Origin of the sequence: Paraburkholderia agricolaris (genome assembly GCF_009455635.1) — a bacterium.
GTDB classification, from domain to species: domain Bacteria; phylum Pseudomonadota; class Gammaproteobacteria; order Burkholderiales; family Burkholderiaceae; genus Paraburkholderia; species Paraburkholderia agricolaris.
In genome coordinates this window covers 3,874,423-3,891,444 of record NZ_QPER01000001.1, presented here as the reverse complement: position 1 = coordinate 3,891,444, position 17,022 = coordinate 3,874,423, and the positions used below count along the sequence as shown (strand labels likewise).

At 57.6% G+C, this 17,022-nt stretch carries 13 protein-coding genes and 3 pseudogenes; 10 read left to right on the top strand and 6 right to left on the bottom strand.

The features are described from left to right. Together GH665_RS17080 and GH665_RS17075 are read right to left on the bottom strand one after the other, a co-directional pair. Nucleotides 1–1,695, bottom strand: coding sequence for an AMP-binding protein (locus GH665_RS17080; RefSeq protein ID WP_246216235.1), 1,695 nt, complete (start codon nt 1,693–1,695; stop codon nt 1–3). 28 nt (nt 1,696–1,723) lie between these two features. Further along, nucleotides 1,724–2,917 (bottom strand): alpha/beta hydrolase, encoded by a 1,194-nt coding sequence (locus GH665_RS17075; RefSeq protein WP_153138534.1) that lies wholly within the window; start codon nt 2,915–2,917, stop codon nt 1,724–1,726. Between the two features lie 179 nt (nt 2,918–3,096). Between GH665_RS17075 and GH665_RS17070 the strand changes: the two genes are divergently transcribed. Then, nucleotides 3,097–3,918 carry a TetR/AcrR family transcriptional regulator gene (locus GH665_RS17070; RefSeq protein WP_153136912.1) on the top strand — a complete coding sequence of 274 codons (822 nt, stop codon included), beginning with the start codon at nt 3,097–3,099 and terminating at the stop codon, nt 3,916–3,918. A gap of 7 nt (nt 3,919–3,925) precedes the next feature. On the opposite strand, the gene GH665_RS17065 is transcribed toward GH665_RS17070, so the two are convergent. Next, entirely contained in the window at nt 3,926–5,155 is a 1,230-nt protein-coding gene (locus GH665_RS17065) for a porin (protein ID WP_153136910.1), read from the bottom strand. 634 nt (nt 5,156–5,789) lie between these two features. Here GH665_RS17065 and GH665_RS39440 point away from each other — a divergent pair. Next, nucleotides 5,790–6,338, top strand: a pseudogene (locus GH665_RS39440) (LysR substrate-binding domain-containing protein). Nucleotides 6,339–6,404: 66 nt separating this feature from the next. On the opposite strand, the gene GH665_RS17055 reads toward GH665_RS39440, so the two are convergent. Beyond that, on the bottom strand, nt 6,405–6,989 hold the full coding sequence (locus tag GH665_RS17055) for a MarR family winged helix-turn-helix transcriptional regulator (protein WP_167530955.1): 585 nt from the start codon (nt 6,987–6,989) through the stop codon (nt 6,405–6,407). A gap of 119 nt (nt 6,990–7,108) precedes the next feature. Between GH665_RS17055 and GH665_RS17050 the strand changes: the two genes are divergently transcribed. From GH665_RS17050 to groL, 7 genes and pseudogenes are all read left to right on the top strand, one after another. Then, a complete protein-coding gene (locus GH665_RS17050; protein ID WP_153136907.1) occupies nt 7,109–8,338 on the top strand; it encodes a CaiB/BaiF CoA transferase family protein in 1,230 nt (409 codons plus the stop codon). Then, nucleotides 8,329–9,186: an HpcH/HpaI aldolase/citrate lyase family protein gene (locus GH665_RS17045; RefSeq protein ID WP_153136905.1), complete on the top strand. Its 858-nt coding sequence runs from the start codon at nt 8,329–8,331 to the stop codon at nt 9,184–9,186. Before GH665_RS17050 ends, GH665_RS17045 begins: the two co-directional genes overlap by 10 nt. Before the next feature lie 132 nt (nt 9,187–9,318). After that, complete coding sequence (locus tag GH665_RS17040) at nt 9,319–10,587, top strand: 2-hydroxycarboxylate transporter family protein (protein ID WP_153136903.1); 1,269 nt, start codon at nt 9,319–9,321, stop codon at nt 10,585–10,587. A gap of 327 nt (nt 10,588–10,914) precedes the next feature. Next, nucleotides 10,915–11,241 (top strand): annotated as a pseudogene (locus tag GH665_RS17035) (cation:dicarboxylate symporter family transporter); the annotation flags it as partial. 78 nt (nt 11,242–11,319) lie between these two features. Continuing rightward, a pseudogene (locus tag GH665_RS17030) lies at nt 11,320–11,883 on the top strand (IS6 family transposase); the annotation flags it as partial. Between the two features lie 530 nt (nt 11,884–12,413). Then, on the top strand, nt 12,414–12,704 hold the full coding sequence (gene groES / locus GH665_RS17025; protein ID WP_007178996.1) for a co-chaperone GroES: 291 nt from the start codon (nt 12,414–12,416) through the stop codon (nt 12,702–12,704). A 54-nt stretch (nt 12,705–12,758) separates the two neighbouring features. Further along, nucleotides 12,759–14,399: a chaperonin GroEL gene (groL, locus tag GH665_RS17020; protein ID WP_090532067.1), complete on the top strand. Its 1,641-nt coding sequence runs from the start codon at nt 12,759–12,761 to the stop codon at nt 14,397–14,399. 138 nt (nt 14,400–14,537) lie between these two features. Here groL and cysC read toward each other — a convergent pair whose 3' ends face one another. Together cysC and GH665_RS17010 are read right to left on the bottom strand one after the other, a co-directional pair. Next, nucleotides 14,538–15,209: an adenylyl-sulfate kinase gene (gene cysC / locus GH665_RS17015; protein WP_153136900.1), complete on the bottom strand. Its 672-nt coding sequence runs from the start codon at nt 15,207–15,209 to the stop codon at nt 14,538–14,540. A gap of 229 nt (nt 15,210–15,438) precedes the next feature. Then, nucleotides 15,439–16,299 carry a hydroxymethylpyrimidine/phosphomethylpyrimidine kinase gene (locus tag GH665_RS17010; RefSeq protein ID WP_025496515.1) on the bottom strand — a complete coding sequence of 287 codons (861 nt, stop codon included), beginning with the start codon at nt 16,297–16,299 and terminating at the stop codon, nt 15,439–15,441. Between the two features lie 336 nt (nt 16,300–16,635). Between GH665_RS17010 and GH665_RS17005 the strand changes: the two genes are divergently transcribed. After that, a complete protein-coding gene (locus GH665_RS17005; RefSeq protein WP_006047743.1) occupies nt 16,636–16,806 on the top strand; it encodes a rubredoxin in 171 nt (56 codons plus the stop codon). The last annotated feature ends 216 nt before the right edge of the window (nt 16,807–17,022 follow it).

The window sequence follows — 17,022 nt, the reverse complement described above, 5'->3', positions numbered from 1 at the left end:
TTAACCCTGAGTGACGATTTTCGCAACGGCTTCTTGCCGAAGGCGCTCGATCAGTTGTTGTCGGAGAAGGATCTTGCTGCGCTTGCCTGATGCGGTAACCGGAAATTCGGCAATCACTTCCAGGCGCTCAGGCCACTTGAATTTCGCGAGGCCTGCCTGTTCCAGGAACGAAGTCAGTTCCGCCAGTGAAATCACTTCGCTGCCGGGATCAGGGATAACGAAAACGCAGACCTTCTCGCCATAGACGGGGTCCGGCATACCAACCACGGCCGACGCATGCACCTTGGGAAAGGTGTTGATAATATTTTCGAGTTCTTCCGCATTGATCTTTTCGCCACCGCGGTCGACGACGTCTTTCGTGCGGCCACGGAAGAAAAAGTAGCGCTGCCCTGCGAATGTCTGCGCCATCATCAGATCGCCAGACCGGTAATAACCGTCGGGCGTAAATCGATGAACATCTTCCTGTTCGGACTTGTAGTAGCCGCGGATGGTATAGGGCCCTCGAAACAGCGCTTCGCCAACTTCTCCGTCGGCCAATTCCACGTCCGTGCCCGGTTCGACAATTTTTACTTCATCTTGCGACGACACCGGGCGTCCCACCGATTCATCAAGCACGAAAGTCGGATCGCCTTCGCGCGCAAACATAATCACGCCTTCCGTCATTCCAAAGATGTGATAACAGGGCGAACCAAGCATCTCGCGCAAGCGTGGAGCGTTTTTGGGCCCAATGAGCTTTCGGCGGATTTTTTCCTCTGGGGAAGCCAACTTCATTTGCTCAGAGACTCGAGACAGAATCGGGCCGGCTAGCCCAAACCACGTCGGGCTGTATTTCGCAATAGCGTCGGCAAGCGTCTCCTGCCTGATGTCGGGGCAAACAGCGATGCTCGCCCCGACGAGCAACATGGGTCCGAAGAAGCACACCATATTCATGTTGTGCATGAACGGGGTCGGCATGAAAAGGACGTCTGCGCTCGAGTAGCGATTCCATTCGGCCACGGCGCGCATGTTGTACAGATACTCGTTCTGAAAACGCGGGATGATCTTTGGCACGCCTGTCGTGCCGCCCGACAGTTGAAATACGGCGGCCTGAAATGGGTCGTCGTCAATGCCCGCGAGAATCTGCAGCGCTTCCTCCCGGCTGATGCTGTGGACGAGCGATGAGAAACCGGTTGCGCTCCCACGGGCGTCACCGCGTGCCTGAACGATGAGCTTGAGAGTAGGGACAAACTCTTGCATCTCCGTCGCAAAAGCGACATCGTCGAATTTCGCGTCGTCACCTTGCACAAAATGCACGGTCGCTTCGCACAGGTTGCCGAGGTAAGTTATCTCGTGCTTGCGAAACGCCTGCAACGCGCACAGCGGAATCAGGGACGCCTTCAGGCAACCAATGAAAGCCAGAAGTAACTCGTTGCAGTTACCACACTGGAGAATCACCCGATCAAGAGGCCGTGCTCCGAGCCTGATCAGGGCGGCACCGAAGCGGTCTGTCAGAGAGTCAAGTTCTGCGTAGGTGACCTCTCCTTCGGGACCCACAAATGCCTTCTTGTCTGCGTTTTCCCGAAACGACGAACGAAGCGCCGAGATCAGCGACTGATTGCCTAATGTACCTTCTTCGACGTAGTGCTTTAACCTGTCGAGGTCGGGATACCGTACTCCCGGTAAAGGGGACTTTGGTCTGAACCGAGACTGTTCCAACGTTATCTCCTGCATGCTAGTCACTTTTTCATGCCACGCAAAAACGCTCGCGCAGCCACTTGCCAATATGTTCGGCCACAACGTCGCGACCGGAAGGCTCGCCCCGACTCAATGCCATGCCGTGGTGGTTACCGCGCACCCTGACACGCTGCTTGTCGGCAGCAGCAATATCCTCGTAGATCGTTTCGAGGTCCTTGGGGAACGCACACTGGTCGCCCGTGTATTCGATCAGCAATGTGGGTGCGGCGATCGAAGCAGCACACTTCTCGAACGACGCATTGGTTGCAAGCCCCGACCAGGTGGATAGCCACGAGTCAGGCGTCACGACCCGCCCAAATCCGACGCTGCCCCAGTTGGACGCAAACGGATCATTTCCCCATAGGGACCCGGGTTTCCGGTCTGACGGATCAATGGACGTGTCCCATGCCCGCGGGTCCGCATCCGTACGCCAGACATGAAGGATCGGCGCGTATGCAGCGATGCGGCGGTCCGATGGACTGCTGGAGCCGTCCTTGACACGCTTGCGTGCCTGCTGCCTCGCGGAGAGCAATTCCCGTGCGCGAATATCGAGCCGCTTTGCGCGCTCGATCTGTGCTGCGTGGTAGCGGTCCAGGAATTCCGGCATGTATTTCGCGGTACGCGTCTCCATGTCGTAACCGTTTTCGACAGAAAACGGATCGAGAGCCGGGTCGACGGACATCGGATCATTTTCGTCCACGACGCTTGGATCTAGCCCACGCAGCAGGATTGCTCCCTGACCAGGATGAGGAGACACAAGTATGAATCCGTCGACCGTCGGCATCTCGGCCTCGCCAAGTCCCGTGGACCTACCCGCCGGCGTCCTGGCTATCCGGCTTTCCGGCGCCAGACGGGCTTGCTGGTTATAGAACGCGTAGAGCGAGCCGCCTCCGGAGTTGCCGAGAAGGACGACGTCCTGGTAACCGAGCGAGCGTAGATGTTGCATCCCCGCCGCTACATCGAGCAGCGCGATCTCGTGCTCCAGTCTCAGGTCGTTACCGATCGAACGAGGCCCCTGCACCCAGCACGCACAATCGGCATCGAGCACGGCGGGAACCAGATAATGCGTAACCGACATCTCGCGGGGATGCATGATCGAGACCACCGTCTTTTCAGTTCCCGTCGTCGTGAAGAGGAACCCCAGCGTCTTTTGACCATCCGCTGTTTGCAACGCGTAAGGCACGACCTTGTAAGGCCGTTGCATTAACGCAGGGTCCCAGTTCGCGCCGCGCAAGCCCGCAGTGATGACTGCTTTATCCGTCTCTGCCACGTCTGCTCCAAAAATTGAATTCCGTGCAGTCAGATTAGAAATTAATTGAGATAGTGTCAATTAAAATTTGGAGTTAGACTGTCGGTACTTTCCCGACCAGCACACTAACGGCGATGGCTGCACCCAAAAATAAACTGGAATCAACCAACGAAATCGCGCCACGAAGACGCGGTCGGCCACCGAAAACTGCATCTGCGATCGGAGCGGAGCCTATTCTTTCGCGCAATGTCATCATCGAACGCGCAAGTCAGATGGCAAAAGCGATGCCGCTCGATCAGGTATCGATGGTTCAGCTTGCCAGGGAGTTTGGTGTTGCGCCGGGACTGATTCACTATTACCTGGGCAGCCGCGACGACCTGATCTCCGGCGTACTCAACGGCTACTACAGGCAGCGTCTCGAGGCATTGCCGGCCTTGACCGGCAACTGGCGCGCGGATGTCGAAAAGATAGCGCGGGTGGCTTTCTCGCTGGCTCGGGAAATGCCTGGAATCAGCCTATACATTGCGTCGCATAACCGCTTTCGCCTGTTCCAATCCGTCGCGCCCGGAGAGGTCGATTACGGTATGGCGCTTTTCAATCACACAACTTCTGCCTTCCTTCAGGGGGGCTTCGTGCCTGACCGGGCTGCGCTTGCGTATCACCTGCTCGCGCAGTATTTGTTGTCGTCGAGTATTTCGGCCGCTGGAAGACAATCACCGGCAGATCACTCTGCCTACATCCGCGGTAAGTTTGACTCCGCACCCGATGATCGCTATCCGGCGGCGAAGCTGGTTGGTAAGGCATTCTCCGAACTAAGTGCGGATCGCGCGTTTGACGAAGGCTTACACCTCCTCCTGAACGGGTTCGAGGCATGGCTGGAGCAAGCAGAAGCAGAGAGTACGAAGGCTGCCGTGCCACGCACTACCCGAAGAAAGCGCGTGGCCGAAGGCAATTGACGACTGGTCAGAATTTGTGCCGGATGCCCAGGCGTACGCCAATCTGCTTGTCTGTGGTCGACGGGCTGAAGCCTGCGATCGAAGCGACTGCAGACTGACCCAACGAGTCACGTCCTATGGCGCGCTGCAGGACTGTCAACAGATAGAGATCTGTACGCTTTGAAACGTTGTAGTCCGCGCCAAGATCAAGTTGAAGGTACTTCGCACCCTGATCGTTTTTCACGGAGTTCCGATGGGTATAGTCGATGCCGGTGCCTAACTGTAGAGCAGGGGTCAGCCGATACCGGACATTGAAATCGAGGCTCGTGAATACTGCGTCGCCGCTGTAGCCCAAAGGATTGGGTCCGGATGCCGATCCAAGTGAATCGAACCGGGTGCTGGTTGCCGCAAGCGAGAAGATGGCGCTGCCAGCCGTGTAGGAGGCGCCGCCGCCGATAATCTGGAGCGTCTTGGCCGAAGCATATCCGGCGAAAACCGGATTGGATTGAGGCGCGGTAGCGCTCCCCCCGGAGCCAATATTATTGGCTGTGGATGTTCCTTTGTTTGGCGTATTGCCGTAAAACGAGACGTTCGGATCACGTGCGTTGAGATAGCCCGCGGCTAGCGCAAACGAGCCGCCCGTGTAGCCCAGTCCGGCACCCCAGATCTGGTTTTGCGTCTCGCTTCCGGCAACACCTCCAAAGCTGTACAACGCAGCGGCGCTAAAACCGCCATACTTCGCGGTCGTAAACTTGACCGAATTATTGATGCGGTTGGTGTTAGTCAGATTGTCGAGATCGTCAGGGTGCGCGCCCATATATCCCGCCCACGAACCCGACGCAGAAAACTGCTGCACGAAGTCGATCAGGGGGTCATATTGCCGTCCCGCTGTCACCGTCCCGTAGTTACTGGAGACCCCTACGTAGGCTTGCCTTCCGAATTCGGCGCCCCCTTGCGCGAGGGCGCCGGTATTGGCCATAAATCCATTTTCGAGCACAAAGATCGCCTTCATGCCGCCACCGAGGTCCTCAGCACCGCGTAATCCCCAGCGACTACCGCTCAATCCAGTCGCGTGAGCGTCCGTCAGGGCAAATTGAGAGGCTCCGATCAGCCTGTTCCCAACTTTGGCCGTTTGCGCAATGTTGGTGTAGGTAAGTCCCAGATCGATGATGCCGTATAGCGTAACCGAGCTTTGGGCATGGACCGGCAACGCGAGTGCGGCGGTAATCGAACCGGCCGCAAGGTATCTCCATCGCATTTTTGTCTCCATATAAGTAGTTATACTAATTTTATGTAACGAGGTTCCTCGTACGAAACCGTGTCTGTCATTGACGCTTATTGAGACTGCATCAATTAAGGATGAAATCTAGCATAATTGCTAGGGGTGTCAATAATGACGACGGAGAACTCGACATAGTCGTTTACCCGGCATGCCGGTTCGGACTTGTCCAGACGTCTGTTTCGGATGTTCAAAGAAGATTGCCGAGCTTGCCGCTTACCTGGATCGGCGACACTTACGCCACAGGAAGCGCAAAAGGAATTCCGCGCCAACGCCGGGTTCGACCTGGATGCGAGACCAATTGAAGCCGAGTCGCCCCCTGTCTTTGTCCAATGCCCTGTAATGAATGCGCGACGAGCGTCTGGGGAGGCGTTAGACAATGCGAGACACAAGTACCCCTCAGCTTAAAGTGACGGCCGGCATTTGTGGGTGTCGAGATGCGAATGGCAGGGATGCGTCCTGGAGCCATTTCATTCACACCCGTATTTGCATGACAGATAGGGCTGACGATGCGCCGTTCACAAAGGTGAACCGTATGGCCGCTTCCGGAGCAGAGTGTGTGAAAACGCATTGATCGCCTAAACTGAATCAGCGCACTGAGACCGGGTGACTCATGAAGCGATTCGTTGAAGGCGATGACCGCAGGCAGGTCGCACTACTTCCCGAATGTGTCGATGACTAGATCGGACAGGACAACCCGGTCAGAGTCATAGACGCCTTCGTCGACGAGTTGGACCTTGCGGACCCTGGTTTCAGCGGTACCACACCGGCGATCACGGGCCGCCCGTCGTATCACCCAGGCGTGATGCTCAAGATCTACATCTACGGGTACCCGCTACTCATGCAGTCTCCGACGTCCGCTGTTGCCAAGCTGCATGAAGACTGGCTCAGGGAACATGGTGTATCGACGAAAGAGGCGCTTCGGACCAACAGTCTGCCAGTCATTGGGCAGTTGACCGCGGCAGGGTTAGGTATCAGCGCGCTGCCGCTCGATTATTTCAAACAGGACATCTCACGCGGAACGCTGCAGATCGCCAGGACGGAGCCTGCACCGCCATCGGTTGACTATTACGTCTTGCATCGAGCGGAGGGTGCCAACGCCGTGGCTGAAGAAATCGCGCGACTAGTCAAGGTCTGCTGTCATTTCCGAAGGACAAACTAGAAATACCCGGCAATGCAAGCGACTCGTGTGGCACATCGCGTAGCAGATAGCTACCGGGTTTCGACCTCATTTAATTTCTGATTTCTCGTTCGTCAGCATCTGGCGGGCCTCCGCCGTGAGCTTGGTGAGGATGGAGCCGAGCAGTTGATATTCTTCGGCCGTTAGCGCGCCCTTAAGTCTTGCCTGGCGCTCCAACGCACGCCCCAGGCCTTTTGCGATCAGTCGCTTGCCTTTGGAACTCAGACTGACGTACGCCTTGCGTTTGTCTTTGGCGTCAACTACGTATACGACCAGTTCCTTCTTGACCAGTTCGGCGCCGGCTCGGCTAACCTGGCTGTAGTCGAGATGGGAGAACTGCGCGATTTCGCCAGAGGTCGACTTTCCGATGCGATTGAGCGTCATCAGGAAGCGCCACTGACGAGCCGACAGGCCAAGCTTTTCTGATACCGATGCCTCGACGACACGTGCGAGTAGCTGCGACAGCACCGAAAACCGGAATGTCAGGAGGTCCTCAGGAATTGACTCCTCAGCCAGTACGGGTTCTTCCATTTTGTTTGTCATAGCAAATAAAATAATTTGACGTAGCAAATTGTTTCGATCTATCCTGCAATGGCTGGTGACGCCGGGTGCTTCTGGCGAGCGGTGAGCCATATCTTTCGGTCCGGACTCATTGTATCGGCGAAACGATAGGTCGAAGCGAGAACGCCAGTTCGGCTGCAGGAGGCAGTCGATACGATAGTGCCCCTGGCATGCGAGAAACGAAAACATCAATGAATGAGACAAAGCCCCGTAACACACAGGCGCCGCTTGCCGGTCTTCGCGTAGTGGATCTCAGCCGGCTGGTGGCCGGCAACATGCTAACGCTCCAGTTAGCGGATTTCGGTGCCGAGGTGATCAAGGTCGAGGCGATTGGTACGGGCGATCCGTTGCGCCACTGGCTCTCATGTGCACCCGGCAGCGACGAGTCATTCGACTCGTGGTGGCAGGTCTACGGTCGCAACAAACGAAGCCTGTCGCTGAACTTGCGTTCCGACGCTGCGCGCGAGATTCTTCTGTCGCTGCTCGAGCTTGCTGATGTGCTGGTGGAAAGCTTCAAGCCGGGCACGCTCGAAAGCATGGGGCTTGCTCCTGATGAACTGCTGGATCGGTATGACAGGCTCGTGATTGTCCGCGTATCCGGATGGGGGCAGACTGGGCCGTATAGCGGGCTGCCCGGCTTCGGCAGTCTCATTGAAGGCATGTGCGGTTTCGCAAATAGCCATATGACGATAGACGGCAAGCCGACGCTGCCGAATATGGCGCTTGCCGACATGGTTGCCGGTTTGACGGGGGCGTTCGCCACGATGGCGGCACTCCGACAGGTCGAGCAGGGCGACGGTCGGGGTCAGGTCATCGATCTTTCACTGCTTGAACCGATGCTTGCTGTGATGGGACCACAAGCAACTGCGTGGGCGAGAACGGGAGTGCTGCCTGATCCACGCACCAAGATCGCGTCTCCCCGCGGCGTGTTCCGGTGCGGTGACGGAAAGTGGATTTCGCTGTCGGGTTCGACGGAGAAAATGGCCGAGCGCGTATTCATCGCGATCGGATGCGGCGAACTTTATGAATCAGATCCAGATTTTCGCTCGAATGCCGGACGACTGGGGCGCGATGCGGAGATTGATACCTATATCAATGCTTTCGTCTCGGGGCGGTCACGTGAGGAATGTCTGGCCTATTTCCGGAATAGGAGTATCACCGTCGGTCCGATCTACGACGTCGAAGGACTGGTCGCAGACACCCATATCGTTGAGCGTCACGCCTTCGTGAAGCAACAAGGCGGGACAGACCGAGCGGTGTTCATGCATCAACCTACGCCGAGGATGAGCCGTACGCCCGGCGTGGTCCGGCACATGGCGCCGAAGCTGGGAGAGCATTCGCGTGAGATATTGTCCGCCGCGGGCGTTGAGAGCGAAGCGATTGATGTATTCATTCGCAAAGGGATCGTCGAATGTCTCTAACCCGGCTGCGATCCCTGCTTTTTTTGCCTGCTACGGCCGAACGCCATTTCGCTAAGGCTGTGCGGCGAGGCGCCGACGCATTGATACTCGACCTTGAAGATTCGGTGGCGTCGAATCGCAAGGACGAAGCCCGCCGTCTGGCTGCAGCTGCTGCTCGCACTCTAAGCGATGAGGGCGCGACGGTCATCGTGCGGGTCAATGCGGCACGTGATCTGCTCGAACTGGATATGGCGTCGATTCCGATGCAGGTGATCGCCGCCATCATGCTCCCAAAAGTAGAAGATGGTGAAGATGTGCAGTATGCAGAATCGCTTTGGCGCAAGCGAGCGCCAGCTGATCTGTGTGGCGTGAGATTTATACCCACGATCGAAACACCAAAAGCGCTGCTTTCAGTGGAAAAAATTGCACAGTCCTCGAACCATCTCGCGGCTATCGCTTTCGGGTCAGAGGATTTCAGCGCTGCAATGGGGATTGAACCCACGACCGAAGCATTGCGATTCCCCGCGCAGCAAGTGGTGATTGCGGCGAGCGCATATGGACTGCCTGCGATTGGTCTTGCCGGAAGCGTTGCGGGATTCTCGGACGCCGCGGCTTACACGGAACTTGTACGTACGTCGCGCGCGCTAGGGTTTTCGGGTAGCGTCGCCCTTCATCCCGATCAGATAGCAACCTTGAATACCGGATTCAGTCCGAGTGCCGATCAGCTCGCGTGGGCTCGTCGGGTAGTACAAGCGCAGCGTCGCGCAGCCGAAGCGGGGGAAGCCGTGACGACGGTTGACGGGCGGATGATAGACGCGCCTGTCGTGGCAAGAGCGCTGCGTTACCTGGACGGTGTTTCTGTGAGTTGAAGCGCCTCGAGTAAACAAAACATAAATATTCATGGAGACATCATGCTGGACGCCAAATTGTGCAAGCCCCGGGTGGAGACGTCCCCGGGCAGAAGGGCTCGTCGGCGGACTCTGCCGGCGTGGATATCAAGCATGTTTGGCGCGTCAATCGGGCTCGTACCGGCCCCCGCATTTATAGCCATCTTCGCTGCGTTGTTGATTGACGCTTATACAAAGTCGCTACCACGCGATCTGACTACCGTGATCGCCGTGCTCTCGGTATCGGGGTTTCTCCTTGCAGAATTAGGGTCGCGAATTCCGTTGTTGCGTATGCTTGGTGGCCCGGTCCTTCTCGCTGGCTTTGTTCCGTCCTATCTGGTCTATCACAAGCTCATACCAGAGCCTCTCCTGGCGCCGATAGCGGCGTTCTGGAAGAATGACAATCCTCTCTCGCTGTTCGTGCTTGCCGTGGTAGTCGGCAGCATTCTAAGCATGAACCGGCAACAACTCATCAAAGGCTTTGCGAAGATCTTCGTGCCACTGTTATTTGGATCGATCGCCGCCATGTTTGCCGCGCTCGCCGTCGGATCGGCCCTTGGCTTGAGTGTTCATGAGATTATTTTCTTTATTGCCGTGCCGATTATGGCTGGTGGTCTGGGCGAAGGTGCGATTCCGCTATCGATCGGCTACGCCCTGCTCATGCACACTACGCAAGGTGAGGTTCTTGCAAGAGTCATCCCAGTGATCATGCTCGCCAATCTGTGCGCGATCATTTGCTGTGGTTTGCTCAATGCGTATACCAAGAAACGGCCGCACCTGACGGGTAACGGGCGAATCGATGCTTCTTCAGCCGACGAACCTGCGACGTCAACAAAGATCGAAACCGACACCTTCGATATTCGCAGCCTCTGTTACGCAGGCTATACCGGCATCGCCCTCTATTTCGTCGGCATGGTCATCCAGCGGTGGACGGATTTTCCGGGAGCTGTGGCAATGCTGTTGTTGGCACTTGCTCTCAAGCTTACCAACGGGGTGTCCGGCACGCTGCATACGGGGGCTCATCAACTACATCGTTTTTTTGCTCGAGTTACTACATTCCCGCTGCTGTTCGGGATCGGTGCATTCTGGACGCCGTGGGACAAACTAATGGCAGCGATCACGCTGGCCAACATCGCGACGATTGTCGCTACGGTCATCACGCTAATTGTGGTTGGCTTTGTTTGCGGTCGGCGGCTCGGTATGTATCCCGTTGAGGCGGCGATTATCAACGCCTGCCATAGCGGACTCGGTGGTGGTGGCGATGTTGCGATTCTGACGGCCGCCAACCGTATGACGCTGATGCCGTTCGCGCAGATTGCCACCCGGGTTGGCGGGATGGGCACAATCTTATGTGCGCTGGCTTTTCTCAGATTCTGTACTTGACGAGAATCTCGGGTTGTTCGTGCATACCTGGACGATGGTCTCCTTATTTTTGCCTGACGCCCCGCTCTATCGAGGTCTTTCTCAAGCAACAGGGTGCCGAGTGCCATTACTTGCCGAATCGGAGGTTAACCTGCTGTTGCACTCCACGATCGACACTGCGTTGATGAGAGACTTTTGGGCTGTCGCGTCACATTTCTCCGTTCATGTCATCGTGTCTCCAAACGGAGCAACGCACCCGTCGTTACCTCACAGTTCGATAGCAGTCTCTGAAAGGGCACCTGCAGAACAGTTGCGAACCCAGCGAGGAGAAGTCAGCGCGTCGGTAAGTCCAAAGGGTCTGCGGGTGTGGCGGGGGCCGGATTCGTCGCGCTGGCAGCCACGCTGGCCTCGATGCATAAAATCCCGGTGTCTGGGCTGGTGCTTCTGTTAGGTGTTGATCGCTTCCTCAACGAAGCACGTGCAGTCACGAACCTGATCGGTAATGGGGTGGCGACGATTGTGGTCGCTCGATGGGAGGGGGCGCTCGATATGAACAAGGCCCGCACGATGCTTAACCGTACCGACACGAGCATCGATGCGCTGGAGCCAACCGACGAGACGCTAACAGATCGGACGCCTCCGAAAGACGCCATTATCCGGCCCCAGATTCATTGAGCCGTCAGTTAATCTCATTCCGAGCAACGCGGCCATGGGCACTGTCACGTTGAGGAGATGGCCGAGTAAGCTCGTGGGATGAAGAATGCGAACTGGCTTTACCACGGTCATCGCTTTCCGACGGTAGTCATCAGTTGCGCCGTACGCTGGTATTTCAGGTTTCAGCTCAGCCTGCGTGATGTCGAGGAACTGCTGTTCGAGCGTGGGGTTATCGTCAGCTACGAAACGGTCCGACGCTGGTGCGATAAGTTCGGTGCGTGCTTCGCACACCATGTGAAAGCGCTGCGTCGCAGGCCCGGCACCACGTGGCACCTTGACGAAGTATTTGTGACGCTACGCGGAGAGCCTTACCTGTTGTGGCGCACCGTCGATCAACACGGTGCCGAACTCGACATCTTGCTACAGCAGCGCCGTGACAAGGCTGCAGCGAAGCGGTTTTTCAAGCACGTGCTTGCCTCGTGTACTGAGGCGCCGCGCAAGATCGTGACCGAGCAGCTGCGCGGCTATCCGGCGGCGAAAGCCGAGATCCCCGAACTGGCTCACGTCAAGCACGTTTTCGTCAAAGCCAGCGCGCGGTTCAATAACCGGGTGGAAAACAGCCCTCAGCCCACGCGCGAACGCGAGCGACCCTGCTCAGCTTTTAGCTGGAACCTGCCTCAACTCAGTATCTTTATGCAGCTGCTATCGCATTGCTCGGCGACGACTTGATTGAGCACGTGAACTCGGGGTCACCGCACCGGCACGCGCCGTGCCGGATCGTGTTCTTCGATCTGCCTGAAGGAGAGCAGCGATTGCGACCTCTGGTGGGGTTTTCCCTAAATTTGGCCTGAGTCACTAGGACTTGCGAACAGATGTCGTCACTGAGGACCGTGCAGTTGCACTGCGCGCGCGACGCTGTGAATCAGCTAGGGGAACAATAAGCCATTGTTTTAAAAGATATTTAATATCATTGTGGCGATCGTGCGCGGCTAAGAGTTCAGACTTAAGCGAACAAAGTTCAAAGTTGAGCGAATCTCGACACCAGCATCGATCTCCACATCCCTTCTTGAATTTGTCACCACCCGTCCATATAATTAGCACTCGCTGCACGAGAGTGCTAACAACATCGCCGGTTGGCTTAGCCAGCCGGGTTTTCTCAGCGTTCTTCAGTCTCAATCAAGAGAGGAGTATGTATGAACCTTCGTCCTTTGCATGATCGCGTGATCGTCAAACGTCTGGATCAAGAAACCAAGACTGCGTCGGGCATCGTGATCCCCGAAGCCGCAGCGGAAAAGCCGGATCAAGGCGAAATCCTGGCAGTCGGCCCGGGCAAGCGTGACGACAAGGGTGCACAAATCGCACTCGACGTGAAGGTTGGTGACCGCGTCCTGTTCGGCAAGTACGCAGGCCAGACCGTTAAGGTCGACGGCAACGAACTGCTCGTGATGCGCGAAGAAGACATCATGGCCGTGGTGCAGAAGTAAGCGAGAAAATCGCTACTTACCCGGTTATATCCCAAGAATTCAAGGAGTTAGAAGATGGCAGCTAAAGACGTCGTATTCGGTGATTCCGCCCGTGCCAAGATGGTTGAAGGCGTGAACATCCTCGCGAACGCTGTGAAGGTCACGCTGGGCCCGAAGGGTCGCAACGTTGTCCTGGAACGCAGCTTCGGCGGCCCGACGGTCACGAAGGATGGTGTTTCGGTCGCGAAAGAAATCGAACTGAAAGACAAGCTCCAGAACATGGGCGCGCAAATGGTCAAGGAAGTTGCTTCCAAGACCAGCGACAACGCAGGTGACGGCACCACGACCGCAACGGTCCTGGCTCAGTCGATCGTCCGCGAAGGCATGAAGTACGTTGCATCGGGCATGAACCCGATGGACCTGAAGCGCGGTATCGACAAGGCTGTGACGGCCGCGATCGAAGAACTGCGCAAGATCAGCAAGCCGTGCACGACCAACAAGGAAATCGCTCAAGTTGGCGCGATTTCGGCAAACAGCGACTCGTCGATCGGCGACCGTATCGCTGAAGCAATGGACAAGGTCGGCAAGGAAGGCGTCATCACGGTTGAAGACGGCAAGTCGCTGCAAGACGAGCTGGACGTTGTCGAAGGTATGCAATTCGACCGCGGCTACCTGTCGCCGTACTTCATCAACAACCCGGACAAGCAAGTTGCTGTGCTCGAAAACCCGTTCGTGCTGCTGCACGACAAGAAGGTTTCGAACATTCGTGACCTCCTCCCGGTTCTGGAACAAGTCGCCAAGGCTGGCCGTCCGCTGCTGATCATCGCAGAAGACGTCGAAGGCGAAGCACTGGCAACGCTGGTTGTGAACAACATCCGCGGCATCCTGAAGACTGTTGCTGTCAAGGCTCCGGGCTTCGGCGATCGTCGTAAAGCCATGCTGGAAGACATCGCGATCCTGACCGGCGGTCAAGTTATCGCTGAAGAAACCGGCCTGACGCTCGAAAAGGCAACGCTGGCCGAACTGGGTCAAGCAAAGCGTATCGAAGTGGGCAAGGAAAACACGACGATCATCGACGGCGCTGGCGAAGCTGCAACGATCGAAGCGCGCGTGAAGCAAGTTCGCACGCAAATCGAAGAAGCTACGTCGGACTACGACCGTGAAAAGCTGCAAGAACGCGTTGCCAAGCTGGCAGGCGGTGTTGCAGTGATCAAGGTTGGCGCTGCGACCGAAGTCGAAATGAAGGAAAAGAAGGCACGTGTCGAAGACGCACTGCACGCAACGCGCGCAGCTGTGGAAGAAGGCATCGTGGCTGGCGGCGGCGTCGCACTGATCCGCGCTCGCACGGCAATCGCTGGCCTGAAGGGCGCGAATGCTGATCAAGACGCAGGTATCAAGATCGTTCTGCGCGCAATGGAAGAACCGCTGCGCCAGATCGTCACGAACGGCGGCGAAGAAGCCAGCGTCGTGGTGGCAGCAGTTGCAGCAGGCAAGGGCAACTACGGCTACAACGCAGCAACCGGCGAGTACGTCGACCTGGTTGACGCAGGTGTCGTGGACCCGACGAAGGTCACGCGTACGGCGCTGCAAAACGCAGCTTCGGTCGCTGGCCTGCTGTTGACCACCGACGCAGCGGTTTGCGAACTGCCGAAGGAAGATGCTCCGATGGGCGGCGGTATGCCCGGCGGCATGGGCGGCATGGGCATGGACATGTAATTTCGGTTGGGCCTCTCATGAGAGGCTCAGTTCGAAACACATGGGGAAGTGCGCCGCGAGGCGTGCTTCTCAAAAGCAAAAACCCGCAGAAATGCGGGTTTTTGCTTTTGGGGCGAGCGGTGCTGCTCTGAGGAACGCTCAATATTGCGTGCGCGCTGCGCAGCAGGGATCCGTCAGGCAGTTGTCGTGCAAGTAGGCGAACAGTTTCCCAACGCTTTCGGCCGGCGTCAGCGTTGTGGTGTCTATATTCAGCTCGGGACCGGTTGGGACCTCATAGGGCGCCGATACTCCGGTGAACGACGGAATCTCGCCATTCCGGGCTTTGGCATAGAGACCTTTTGGATCGCGGCGGGAGCAAGCGTCGACAGAGGCCGACAGGTAGGTTTCGATGAAATTGCCGGGGCCGATGATTTCGCGCGCCATTGCCCGGTCTTCGCGCATGGGCGAGATCAGAGCCGTAATGACGATCAGGCCCGCGTCGTTCATCAATTGCGCCACGTGCGCCACCCGGCGAATATTTTCACGCCGGTCTTTGCTGTCAAAGCCAAGATCGCTTGCCAAGCCGTGGCGGACATTGTCGCCGTCGAGGACATAGCACGCGTGGCCTAGCGCTACGAGCTGCTGCTCGAGTTCGAAAGCGATGGTTGATTTGCCCGCCCCGGACAATCCCGTCAGCCAGATCGTAACCGGCTTGTGGCGGAACATTTGCATCCTGTCGCGGGTGGTAACTTCGCCGCGGCAGCGTTGCAGGAAGGCGCGGGAGTCGTCCGAAGCACCGGCTGGTAAGGGAATGGGCGTCGGCGACGACATAGAGCTATATGACAGAATTACGAATCGAAAGTCTAACCTGACGATAAAACGTTCGTTGTAACGTTTGATTACAAGTTTGAAAGTGGGTATGCGCCCGAAAGGGCGGCCAGAGGATTGTTCAAAAAGAAAAACCCGCAGAAATGCGGGTTTTTAATGGGCGCTGCCTGGTGACGGCTGTAATGCTCGCCATGCGCTTGTCGCTCATGCCGCTGGTGCTTCGCGTCGAATTTTAATGACGCGCTTCACCTGGCGCCGCGTCCTTACCCGCTGCCGGCGGCGTATCGTCGTCGCTGCTGCGGGCCCAGAAGAAGCGATCCGGCATATACGCGCCCATTCCTGGCCGAAATGCGCTGCGCACTGCCTGATACAGGTACTCCTGTGCTTCGCGCACGGCTTCGGCCGGTTCCTGGCCATTGGCCAGCAACGCCGCAATCGCGGAACCGAGCGTGTCCGTGATGCCCATGATCCTGTGACTGCCGCGGTCCCACATATCCTGGCGAAGTTGGCCGTCTTCGCTGAACAGCGTATTGACGAGCCGGTGCGTGCCGGTTTCCGTCGACAGAATGTACTCGCAACCTTGCGACAGCAAATGCGAGATCGCTGCGTCGAGGCTTGGCGCCTCGGCGTCGCCGTCCGGTTGGGCGAGCGCGAGCAGCGTGGCCGAATCGGCGACCAGCAGGGTGGTTTGCGGCGCCAGCAAGTCGGCAATCGCTTCGCGTAGTTCGTCGGCGGCGAGCACGTGTTCGTCGTCGAGCGTGAAGTCGGGCGCGAGGATCAGCGGGATATCGTCGTAATCGGCGACCACCTCGGCAATCGCGCTCACCACTTCCGCACGCGTGCATGCGCCGACCTTGAACGCGGCGATCGGCATATCTTCGAGCAGCATCCGAGCCTGGGTCGCGACCACTTCAGGGTCGAGCCCGGTGACTTCGTCGCAGCTTGCCGAGTCGCGCACGGTATAGCCGGTGAGTACGGAGACGCCATGGCAACCCATGCTGGCAAGCGTCATCAGGTCGGCTTGCAGGCCGGAGCCGCCGGTGGGATCGGAAAGGCCGAAGGTGAGGACGATCGGAGGCGTGTCGCTGGGCATGAAAATTTGCAAAAAGGGGCTGTATTTAGGCGCAGACGGTGCGCAATCGACTCAATTATGCGGCCTAAACTGTCATGAAGGCGTTTTTTCGCATTCTTCGATGTCCGGCTGCAAGCCGGCAGCGGCTATCTGGCGAGCAGGCGGCAAATCCGGGCGCAGGGACGAATCGGTCATGCAGTGGCACTACGCCGCAAGCGTGCCACGCAGCGACCCGCCCGGCATCGCCGAAGGCCGTCGCACGCTGCGATTTGCGCGTTTCTGATTGCTAGGCATTGGGGCGGCAACACGGTACCATCATGGCTCCCGTTTCCACGGACTCTACGACGCGACACAAGAATGGAATATCAAAGCTGGATGTGCCTGATTTGCGGCTGGATTTACGACGAAGAAGCCGGTTTGCCGGACGAAGGCATTGCGCCGGGCACTCGCTGGGAGGACGTTCCCATTAACTGGACCTGCCCGGAATGCGGAGCGCGCAAGGAAGACTTCGAGATGGTCCAGATCTGAGATTCGAGGGGCAAACGGCGGTGCCCGGCGTTGTCTGACTGGGCGCCATGTCGTGCGTCCGCCGCGCGGCGCTTTGCAGACGGTGCCGCCCGGATCGAACGCGATTCGTGCGTTCGGAACGCCGCCCCGACGCGTCGATGCGGAACGTCCCCGGTTGCACCGTGTCGCAGCGGTAGTCTGTCATTGTTCTGTCGCCAGTTCGCGCGTTAGCCGATC